Annotated in this window: 8 protein-coding genes and 2 pseudogenes; 5 read left to right on the forward strand and 5 right to left on the reverse strand. The window is 56.2% G+C overall.

What is annotated here, in order from left to right; translation table 11 throughout:
- Positions 1 to 53: 53 nt before the first annotated feature.
- From ACXPVS_RS14045 to ACXPVS_RS14065, 5 genes and pseudogenes are all read right to left on the reverse strand, one after another.
- Entirely contained in the window at positions 54 to 1,901 is a 1,848-nt protein-coding gene (locus ACXPVS_RS14045; RefSeq protein ID WP_458510477.1) for an amidohydrolase, read from the reverse strand.
- A 307-nt stretch (positions 1,902 to 2,208) separates the two neighbouring features.
- Positions 2,209 to 2,523 (reverse strand): SCP2 sterol-binding domain-containing protein, encoded by a 315-nt coding sequence (locus ACXPVS_RS14050; RefSeq protein ID WP_008154977.1) that lies wholly within the window; start codon positions 2,521 to 2,523, stop codon positions 2,209 to 2,211.
- Positions 2,524 to 2,587: 64 nt separating this feature from the next.
- Entirely contained in the window at positions 2,588 to 3,298 is a 711-nt protein-coding gene (locus tag ACXPVS_RS14055) for a histidine phosphatase family protein (RefSeq protein ID WP_458510468.1), read from the reverse strand.
- A 380-nt stretch (positions 3,299 to 3,678) separates the two neighbouring features.
- Positions 3,679 to 3,903 (reverse strand): DUF7683 domain-containing protein, encoded by a 225-nt coding sequence (locus ACXPVS_RS14060; RefSeq protein WP_458510469.1) that lies wholly within the window; start codon positions 3,901 to 3,903, stop codon positions 3,679 to 3,681.
- Positions 3,900 to 4,280 (reverse strand): annotated as a pseudogene (locus tag ACXPVS_RS14065) (colicin E3/pyocin S6 family cytotoxin); the annotation flags it as partial. The gene ACXPVS_RS14060 and the pseudogene ACXPVS_RS14065, both read right to left, overlap by 4 nt.
- Before the next feature lie 171 nt (positions 4,281 to 4,451).
- On the opposite strand from ACXPVS_RS14065, the gene ACXPVS_RS14070 reads away from it, so the two are divergent.
- From ACXPVS_RS14070 to tnpA, 5 genes and pseudogenes are all read left to right on the forward strand, one after another.
- Positions 4,452 to 6,953, forward strand: a complete 2,502-nt coding sequence (locus ACXPVS_RS14070) for a DUF637 domain-containing protein (RefSeq protein ID WP_458510478.1) — start codon at positions 4,452 to 4,454, stop codon at positions 6,951 to 6,953.
- A gap of 8 nt (positions 6,954 to 6,961) precedes the next feature.
- Positions 6,962 to 7,369: a hypothetical protein gene (locus tag ACXPVS_RS14075; protein ID WP_322204335.1), complete on the forward strand. Its 408-nt coding sequence runs from the start codon at positions 6,962 to 6,964 to the stop codon at positions 7,367 to 7,369.
- Positions 7,370 to 7,507: 138 nt separating this feature from the next.
- Positions 7,508 to 8,581 (forward strand): annotated as a pseudogene (locus tag ACXPVS_RS14080) (IS256 family transposase); the annotation flags it as partial.
- A 63-nt stretch (positions 8,582 to 8,644) separates the two neighbouring features.
- Positions 8,645 to 9,346, forward strand: a complete 702-nt coding sequence (locus ACXPVS_RS14085) for a tyrosine-type recombinase/integrase (protein WP_458510479.1) — start codon at positions 8,645 to 8,647, stop codon at positions 9,344 to 9,346.
- Between the two features lie 704 nt (positions 9,347 to 10,050).
- On the forward strand, positions 10,051 to 10,402 hold a 352-nt coding region (tnpA, locus tag ACXPVS_RS14090), incomplete at its 3' end, for an IS66-like element accessory protein TnpA (protein WP_458510470.1).

Raw genomic sequence — 10,402 nt, forward strand, 5'->3', positions numbered from 1 at the left:
GAGCGAGCAGGCTCGCTCTCACATTAAATTGTCAGTGCTGGCGAGATCATCGTTCAAAACGCAAAACACGAACAACCAAACGCTCCCCAGAAACCGGCGAAATCGCTGACCGGCGCCGAGGACAGCCGCGCCCGTTCATGGCGATGGGCATGCACCGCGCAAGCTCCGACACATTGATGAACCTGTGCCGTCAGCGGCGCCAAGGGTTTCCAATGACCTGGTACTTTGGCCACTGGCGACCATTCAGGCACTACCGGGATGGGAGGCGGCCCGAGTTTTTCAAACTCGACGCTGCCGTAGACGATCTTGCCGTCAACGATGGTCAGGACCGATTCGATCCATTTGACCGCTTCATCTTCGATGTGGAAATAGTCCGCCGACAACGCAATCAAATCGGCCAGTTGCCCAACCTTGATCTGGCCTTTTTTGCCTTGTTCGGAGGAAAACCAGGCGCTGCCGTGGGTGAAGAGTTCCAGCGCGGTATCGCGGCTCAAGCCTTGCGGGTACAGCGCCAGACCCCCGACGGTGCGACCGCTGATCAGCCAGTACAGCGAAGTCCAGGGGTTGTAGCTGGACACGCGCGTGGCATCGGTGCCGGCGCCGACAGGAATGCCTTCGGCCAGCATACGAGCGATGGGCGGCGTGGCTTCGGCAGCCTTCGCGCCGTAACGGTCAACGAAGTATTCGCCCTGGAATGCCATGCGGTCCTGGATCGCGATGCCGCCACCCAAAGCTTTGACCCGTTCAATGTTCTGCGCGGTGATGGTTTCGGCGTGGTCGAAGAACCATGGCAAACCGTCGAACGGAATGTCGCGATTAACCTTCTCGAACACGTCGAGCATGCGGCTGATGGATTCGTTGTACGTGGCATGCAAACGGAACGGCCAGCGCTGTTCCACCAGATGGCGGACCACCGGTTCCAGCTCCTGCTCCATGGTTTGCGGCAGGTCGGGGCGGGGTTCCAGGAAATCCTCGAAATCGGCCGCCGAGAACACCAGCATTTCCCCGGCACCGTTATGCCGTAGAAAATCGTCGCCCTGACCGTAGTGGGAGGTGCTGGTCCGGTTTTTGAAGTCAGTCAGCTCTTCCTTGGGTTTCTGGGTGAACAGGTTGTAGGCAATGCGCACCGTCAGTTGTTGGTCTTTGGCCAGTTGCTGGATGACTTGATAGTCGTCTGGATAGTTCTGATACCCGCCGCCTGCATCGATGGCGCTGGTGACACCCAGGCGATTGAGTTCACGCATGAATTGGCGGGTGGAGTTGACCTGGTATTCCAGTGGCAGTTTTGGTCCCTTGGCCAGGGTCGAGTAGAGAATCATCGCATTGGGGCGGGCGATCAGCATGCCCGTCGGGTCGCCATTGGCATCGCGTTGGATTTCGCCACCCGGCGGATTTGGGGTGTCGCGGGTATAGCCGACCACTTTCAACGCCGCGCGATTGAGCAGGGCACGGTCGTAGAGGTGCAGGACGAATACCGGGGTGTCTGGCGCGGCCTTGTTCAATTCATCAATGGTCGGCAGGCGTTTTTCGGCGAACTGGAACTCGTTCCAGCCCCCGACCACTCGCACCCACTGCGGCGTGGGTGTGCGGTCCGCCTGATCCTTGAGCATGCGCAGTGCGTCGACCAATGAAGGGACGCCCTCCCAGCGCAGTTCGAGGTTGTAGTTGAGTCCACCACGGATCAGGTGCAGGTGCGAGTCGTTGAGGCCGGGAATCACCGTGCGACCGTGCAGGTCGATAATGTGTGTGCCGGGACCTTGCAGGGCCATGGCCTGGGCATCGCTGCCGACTACCACGAAGCGTCCGTCTTTGATCGCAACGGCGCTGGCCTGAGGTTTTTTGCGGTCGACGGTGTGCAGGCGTCCGTTGTACAGGATGAGGTCGGCGGGGGCGTCGGGCATGGTTTTACTCCCTGCGATTAGCGGGCTGATCCAGGCACCGACGGCGCCTGCAGAAAGGCCTTGCAGTACGCGGCGGCGGTTAAATCCGTCGTGGTCGTCAGGTGGGCTCATGGGCAGTGCTCCGCGCAAAGGCTCTTCATAAAAAAAGCGAGGGCAAACAGCCGATGTCTGACGCATGCGACCAGAAGGAATATAGACGGCAAATCCGCCGGTAGCCGTTTTCCAATGGCGAAAACGACGAATCCCGCCACGAGGGGCGGGATTCGTTTGCAGCCAGGCGTGCTCCCGAAGGTCGGGAACGGTGCGTTTAGGCCGGGAACAGCTCGGACAGTTTCATCGCCAGCATCATGTCGCCTTCAGCGCGCAGTTTGCCGCCCATGAACGCTTGCATGCCGTCGGTTTCGCCGCTGACGATGCCTTCCAGGGTTTCGCCGTCCATGACCAGCGTCACCTGGGCGTCCGGGTTTTCGCCTTCCTGGAGCTCGCAGGTGCTGTCTTTGACGATCAGCGAGAAGTTCTTGGTGTCGTCGATGCGGAAACCAAATACCAGGTCCAGACCGGCAGCAGCCGCTGGGTTGAACTTGGCTTTCATTGCTTGTACGGCATCAGCTACGGAGGTCATGGTTCGATCCTTTCTTGGGTAATTAGAGCGGGGTGAATACAGCCAGGGTCACAATAGTCCGGACTCAGCGAAACGTGATGAGTTCGGGGGTCTTCAACAGCTGCAGGTGCGCATGACTGTTGAAAGAAGACAGAGCCACCTCGCGACCGCGAAACTTCAGCAGATTGAGCGAGGTGTTGACGATTTGCCAGTTCAGTTCAAACGCCTGCCTGGCAGGCATTTGCGTAATGAGGTGGAGCAGGGCCGTGATCGTGCCGCCGGAGGTGAACACGGCGATTTTCTGGGTGTTGTCGGCGCTTTCGAGGATTCGCTGCAGACCGGCCTGCACCCGTTCGACAAAACCCAGCCAGCTTTCCAGGCCCGGTGTGTCATAGGTGCCGGCGAGCCAGCGTTCGATAATCAGGGCGAAGATTCGCTGGAATTCGCCGCGGTTTTGCGCGGCATTGCGCAGGATGTGCAGCGCTTCGGGTTCGTCCGGTAGCAGGGCGGGCAGCAGCGCGCGGATCACCGCGTCGGCGTCGAATTCATTAAAAGCGCAATCGATTTCCAGGACGGGAACCGGCAGGCCTGCCGCGGCGAACTGTTCCAGTGCACTGTTGGCCGTGTGTTGCTGGCGGCGCAGATCGCCCGAGAGGCAGCGATCGAAGCTGATGCCCAGCTCGGCGAGGTGCTGGCCGAGGACTTCTGCCTGGCGAATACCGGTCGGTGACAGGACGTCATAGTCGTCTGCACCAAAGGAGGCCTGGCCATGTCGAATCAAATAGATACTGCCCACGTCCGCGTCATCCCCGTACGTTGAAGGTTCGGCGAGGTTATGAGGATGAGGGTGAGCTGTCAATGAAAAAACATACGCTTGTTTGAAATGCCCTTTACAGGGCTGTTGCCTGAGGTTTCACGGCTGGCCGCCGCGGCGGTGCATGGGTATGCTGCAGGTATCCCGCGCGCGTTTTGCAGCGCATCGTATGAGAGGAGTCCCTGTGGAGTTTTTTGCCAGCTCCGACCAATGAGGCCACACCCCAAGTACCATAAGGGATTGGCCTGTTATGACCGCACCGACAATCTCTCAACCTGTTAGAAAACTGTTAGACCTCGCCTGTCCCTATCTGTATAGGCGTCAGGGTCGTGGACCTCATAGCGGTTTATAGCCATCAAGTATCAGGCACTACACGTTAGAAAAAGCTCCAGATTCCTGGGTAGTACCAGCGAACAGAGCTGTTCGATAGCACTGATTTGCTCCGGGGTCAGTCGGTAATCGTAAACACAATCACCATCCGTTGCCCAGCCCATAATTGGCTTAAGATCCGCGACAGAAACCGGAAGCTCCTTTTCGAAGGATGCGAAGTCCTCGCCTTCAGGAACTCCCATAATTGTATGCTTCATGGCTCTACCTTCCTTGTTGGGTCTGCTGGTTTATTCTGAGCGCCTGTTTCGTGGTCGAACTCGCCGAGGTGCTTGCCGCGTTTATTGTATTTCTCAACGGCACCATGCTGAAAATCCCACTCGTAGATTGTGCCGTCTCTGCTTTTCCAACGTGGACGTAAGCCGCCTCCACCTTGAACTGAAGTTTTCGATTTGGCCCATTTGGCATCTGGAAACGCTGGCAAGAAGCCAGGTTTTGGATGATATCCAGATCCTGGCACGCTCAGTGAAATATAAATCGGCTGAATAGCTGAGTTGGGAAACCAGATGATTGCGTCTTGGTAATCTGGCGGATGCTCCGGGTTGACCAATATCTTATCGGCCTGTTCGGTCGGCGGTAACCGGCCAGCAAACACACCTTTCTGACCCCACCGCCAAAGGCGATGGTGTCCACCTATTTAAGTGGACACCACTTCTAGCCTTTTAAGAGGGTCTTNGGCGTACTGAAGAGCGGTGCTGATACCACGATCACTGCCGGTCGCGACGTCAACCTCACATCAGCCGAACAGATCGTCAGCGGCGAGCGCGGTCAGCATCGCGATCAGACCATTACCCAATATGGCTCAGACGTGGATGTGGGGCAGGACCTGAAGGTCAATGCCGGAGGGGATATCACCGTCATTGCCGGCCAGATCGACGCCAAACGCGATGTGAGCATGAGCGCTGTTGGCGACCTGACATTGGCTTCGGCGGCGGATGAGCAGCATTCGTATAGCAAGAGTAAGAAGGTTACGAGCCAGGAGGATCATGTCAGTCAGGTGTCTAGCTCGGTCAATGCGGGGGGCAGTATTGCCCTGAATGCAGGCAAGGATTTGACGCTGATCTCAAGCAAGGTCACCGCCGGGGATGAGGCCTACCTGGTGGCGGGTGACAAGCTCGAACTGCTGGCGGCGCAAGACAGCGACTACTTGCTGTATGACATGAAGAAAAAGGGCGGCTTCGGCAGCAAGAAGACCCAGCGAGATGAAGTGACCGATGTGAAATACATCGGCAGCCAGATCAAAACCGGGGGCAACCTGACCCTGGTCAGCGGCGGTGATCAGCGTTACCAAGGCGCCAAGCTCAACAGCGGCGGTGAGCTGACCCTCGATAGCGGCGGCGGCATCATCTTCGAGGCGGTCAAGGATCTGCACCAGGAGAGCCACGAGAAAAGCAGCAGTAATCTGGCTTGGCAATCGGCCAAGGGTAAGGGTAATACCGACGAGACCCTGAAACAGAGTGAGCTGATTGCAAACGGTCAAACCGTCATCAATGCGGTCAACGGCCTGCACATCGATATCAAACAGATCGACCAAAACACGGTTTCTCAAACCATTGATGCGATGGTGCAGGCCGACCCGAGCCTGACCTGGTTGAAGGACGCCGAATCGCATGGAGATGTGGATTGGCGGAAGGTGCAGGAGGTGCATGACTCCTTCAAGTATGACACCTCCGGGCTAGGCCCAGCAGCGCAACTGGTTATTGCGATCATCGTGACCTATCTGACTTGGGGGGCGGGCAGCTCGTTGGTGGGGGTTGCCGCGAATAGCGCCGGCGGCATTGCCGCCAACTCGGTCGCCGCAGCAGTGGCTACCAAGACGGCTACCAGCACGATCAACAATCGTGGCAATTTGAGTGCTGTTGCCAAGGATGTCACTTCCAGCGATAGCCTCAAAAATTATGTGATCGCCGGTGTGAGTGGCGGTATCGGCAGTGCCAGTATCGGCCTGCAATTGGCGGTCAACTCCGCTCTCAAAACCGTTCTTCAGGGGGGCAAGTTCAAGGATAACTTGGCCGAGGCGGCAGTCATGATGGCCGCAAACGTGCTCAGTGGCTACCTCTACGAAAACGTCGGCAATGCGTTGAATGGCAGTGGTTTAGCAACCAAGGTCGCGGTACATGCCATTGTCGGTGGGCTGATCGGTGAAGCCGCAGGGGGCGACTTCCGCACTGCAGCGTTGGCGGCGGGCGCCAATGAGGCGTTGCTTGAAACGTTCGGTAGCGAGATCTTTCCAGGAGATGCTCATAAGCGTTTGCTCACGATGACTTCGCAGTTGGTAGGGGTGACTGTGGCGGCAGCGGCAGGAGGAAGTGCCAAAGAACAGGAGAAAGCTGGTTGGGTGACGCAACAGGCTACGGCTTACAACTATTTGCAGCACGAAGAGGTTGATGCCCTTGCCAAGGAACTAGTGGGTTGCCGTACCAATTCGGATCCAGTTGCGTGTCGTGGTCAGGTGCAGGATAAATACCAAGACTTGAACGATAGCAAAACCGGTACGGGACTGTATGGCTGCAAGGGCGAGGGGGAAAAGGCGTGTAGCGGTCAATACACTGATGCCAAAGGCGGCTCTGCTAAACTCGACTCGCTGCTTGATTCTTTCGCGTTGTATGATGCAGAGAAAGACGTTTTCGAGCACTTTCAGAAAATCAACCACGACGATGAACGCGTAGCTGACCATGCTTGGCTACAGTCATTCTGGGGCGAGTCTGGGGTTGCGGATGGAGTCCTTAGTGGAGGGGCGGCCGCGCTTGCAGCGGCGGAGAGGGCGGCAGCTGCAAAAGCTGCGGGTGCAAAAGGCGCAGGCACTGCGCTGGAAACAACCAATCCCATTGCTGTGAGTGGTAGTCGGGCAATCGACAAGGCGCAGAGTTACGAAAGTGGTGTGCGTGGGATGTATGGGGATACTCCATTTGCTGAACGTCAATACACGGCGCTTGTCGATGGGCAACGTGTCAACGGTGTCGCTGATGAAGTGGCAGTGATCGGCGGGAAACCCACAGCTATTGAAGCCAAATTTGTCGATGACTGGGCTAGTTCTATTCGGAACCCAGAAAGCCCGGTTGGCTCGAAGCCATGGTCAGTAGCTGAACAGACGAAAATGGTAGATCAGGCGAAGAAATACTCCTCTGGTTTCGATGGCGGTGCTATTTATCATACGAACAGCCCAGAACTAGCTAGTTACTATTCGAAGGTGTTTACCGATGCGGGCGTCACAAACTTTAAGTTTGTAATTACCCCGGCAACAAAGTGAGGTGTGAAATGAGTAGTGATCGGGAGACGTTAGAAAAAATTCTGGGTGGAAAAATCGAGCAGTCGAACTCTCGAAATGTACCTGGTGTTACGGTTGTGGATGGGCAGCAAGTTGTTTATTTTTCGGACGATGGGAAAAACAAATTCCGAAAACAATTTAATAACATTACGTGCTTTTCTGAGCCTCCGAATGCTGTTCGTGGAGGGGTAAATGATCGCGGGTGCAAAGTCACCCCGCCCTCGGGGCCTCTTTTTTACGCGATTTCCTATCATGGTGATCTTGACGGTTGGAGAAAAGATATTGAGGCAGGGGCAATTGGCCTTGGTCTGTTACTCGCCCAAATCAAAGGTGATCAATTGGTTATTTCCGATGGCCGCTCGATCCCTCTGTCAGATTGCAAAATAGAGTTTTCTTGATCATTACTAATCCTCAACACCGGCCTTGCGCCGGTGTTGTTTTATCTGCGTTAGCCTTTCTTCTTAACTGCTCGAGGGTGTAATTAGTTTTGTGTAAACGGTCATTTGGCAGGAGACTGCCTACCCCAAGGAAATCCGATGACCGAGCCAAAACCCAAGCGCGCCAAACGAGTCAAGCCTGATCCTGAACTGGTTAAACTGGCCGACAGTCTGTTGGCCAACTACAAAAAGCCCGAAGATCTCATCGGCGAAAATGGCCTGCTCAAACAGCTCACCAAGATGCTGGTTGAGCGGGCCCTTGAAGCCGAAATGACCGAACACCTGGGGCATGATAAAAGTGCAGCGATCACCAACATCGCCGCCAATGCGCGCAACGGCCATAGCGGTAAAACCCTAAAAGGCGACTTCGGCGAACTGCCGCTCGACATCCCACGCGACCGCCAGGCGTCCTTCGAGCCACAGTTGGTGGCCAAGCATCAAACCCGCTGGACGGGCTTCGATGACAAAGTCATCTCTCTCTACGCTCGCGGTTTGAGTGTCAGAGAAGTTCAGGCTCACTTGCAGGAAATGTACGGCACAGAGGTCTCTCCTAGCCTCATCTCGGCGATTACCGACGCGGTGAGTGACGAGGTCAAGCTCTGGCAGGCCCGACCGCTGGACGCGCTTTACCCGATCCTCTATCTGGACTGCATTCACGTCAAAGTGCGCGATGCCGGCGCCGTGCGCAACAAGGCGGTTTACCTGGCCATCGGCGTCAACATGGCCGGTCACAAGGAAGTGCTGGGCTTGTGGATCGCTCAAACCGAAGGTGCAAAATTCTGGCTGCAAGTGGTCACAGAACTGAAGAATCGTGGCGTGCAAGACATCTTCATCGCCTGCGTAGACGGCCTCAAAGGCTTCCCAGAGGCGATTGAAACGGTTTACCCAAAAGCCGTCGTTCAGCTGTGCATCGTGCACATGATGCGCAACAGTTTGAACTTCGTATCGTGGAAACGGCAGAGGGAAGTGGCGGCTGACCTCAAGCTGATTTACACCTCGTCCACCGCCGAACTGGCTGAACAACGGCTCTGCGAATTTGAAGTCAAATGGGACGCCGAGTACCAATCGATTAGCCTGTCATGGCGACGAAACTGGGCTCGGGTGATCCCGTTTTTTGACTATCCCGCCGAAATTCGCAAGGTAATTTACACCACCAACGCCATCGAATCGATCAAGTGGCTGACCAAAACTAACCGCATCCTGTACAACCCGGCTTCTGATCTTGATTTACCGAGGATGGAACAGCGATTGCCAAAGCACATCCTCAGCGGCGACGAAGCCGAACGCATCCTCAATGTGCCTGACACCCAAACCTCGACCGGCATCCGCGACAGGGCGATGCTGGAAACCCTCTACAGCACCGGCATGCGCCGCATGGAGTTGATTGGCCTGAGCTGGAGCGCTATCGACTATGAGCGTGGCACGGTGATGATTCGCCAGGGCAAGGGCAAAAAAGACCGGATGATTCCCATTGGCGAGCGGGCCTTGGCGTGGATCACCAAATACCGCGACGACGTGCGGCCCCATTTTGTCTTGGGTCAGGACGATGGCATCTTGTTTCTGACCCAGCAGGGCGAAGGATTTAGCCCCAATCGACTGACGCAATTGGTGCGCGAACACATCGAAAAAGCCAACATCGGCAAGCGTGGCAGTTGCCACTTATTCCGCCACACCATGGCCACGTTAATGCTGGAGAACGGCGCCGATATTCGTTTCATCCAGGCCATGCTCGGGCATGTCAGCCTGAACACCACGCAGATTTACACCCAGGTCAGCATCCGGGCGCTCAAGGAAATTCACACCGCGACCCATCCGGCACGCTTGCAACGGCAACATTCGGCCAGTGAAATCATGGATGAATCCATCCTCGACGACCCCGCTACGGCTCTGTTAACCGCCCTGGACGCCGAAGCGGATGAAGAAAGCGAGTTGGCCTGACAACTTGCCTGCAAAGGCCTGACAAACGCCCTACAGATACCCGTCGGCCTGACAAATCCCCTGCAAACTCCCCGCAAAGTCCCTACTAATACCTGACATCCCCGCAGGCCGCGAAGCGGCCTCAAGCAACGGCGAAAAATACAGGCACGCTATGGATGTATACATCCGGTGCCAAAGGGGGAGCCCTTTGAATCCCGAAAAGCCGCCTCTACGAGTCGAGTGATAAATCTGAGTGAACCGTCGGACAGGAAATGTTTTGTGGCCACCGCCTGCACGCTGTCGGTGGCCGCAAAACCCTAATCAGGGCTGCGCCCCGATACCCCGTTGGATTGCACCTCTCAGAAATGCGCGCTTTCTCGATTAGTGCAACTTAAAGCAAATTAACGCCAATCAAAGCAACTTAGAGCAACTCAATGCAATTTCCCTCGGGCGTAGAGGCTGCAGGCTTTTTGGAGAGGCACGTTACCGACTGTTTACAAATGAGCTGCGCCATTCGTAACCAATCGACCGTACCAAAGGGGAACCCCCTTTGAACCCCAAAGCCTAACGCGCTGCGCTTGTTGGCCCCTGGCCGTCCGATGGCTTCGCCACCGAACCGCCAGGGGCTTTTTGTTGTCGGCTGATTTAGGTCGTTCAGGGGTAACCGGCCAGCAAACACACCTTTCTGACCCCACCGCCAAAGGCGATGGTGTCCACCTATTTAAGTGGACACCACTTCTAGCCTTTTAAGAGGGTCTTTCATGCAGCCACAACGCCGTTCCTATTCCAGGTCGTTCAAGGCCCAAGTCATTCAAGAGTGCGCCCAACCTGGGGCCTCGATTGCCAACGTTGCGCTGAGCCACAGCCTCAACGCGAACCTCGTCCACAAGTGGATTCGGCTGCAAACGCAGAAAGGCATGGCGCTGCACCCCGCTTTTGTTTCACTGCCCATGCCACTCGCCAGCACTGAGTCGCAATCGGCATCATCGACTATCAGCGTTGAGATCCAGCATCCGCGCGGCACCGTTAAAGTGAACTGGCCAACTGAAAGTGCTGCTGCCTGTGCAACCTTTCTTC

Source organism: Pseudomonas sp. Ma2-10 (genome assembly GCF_054330215.1).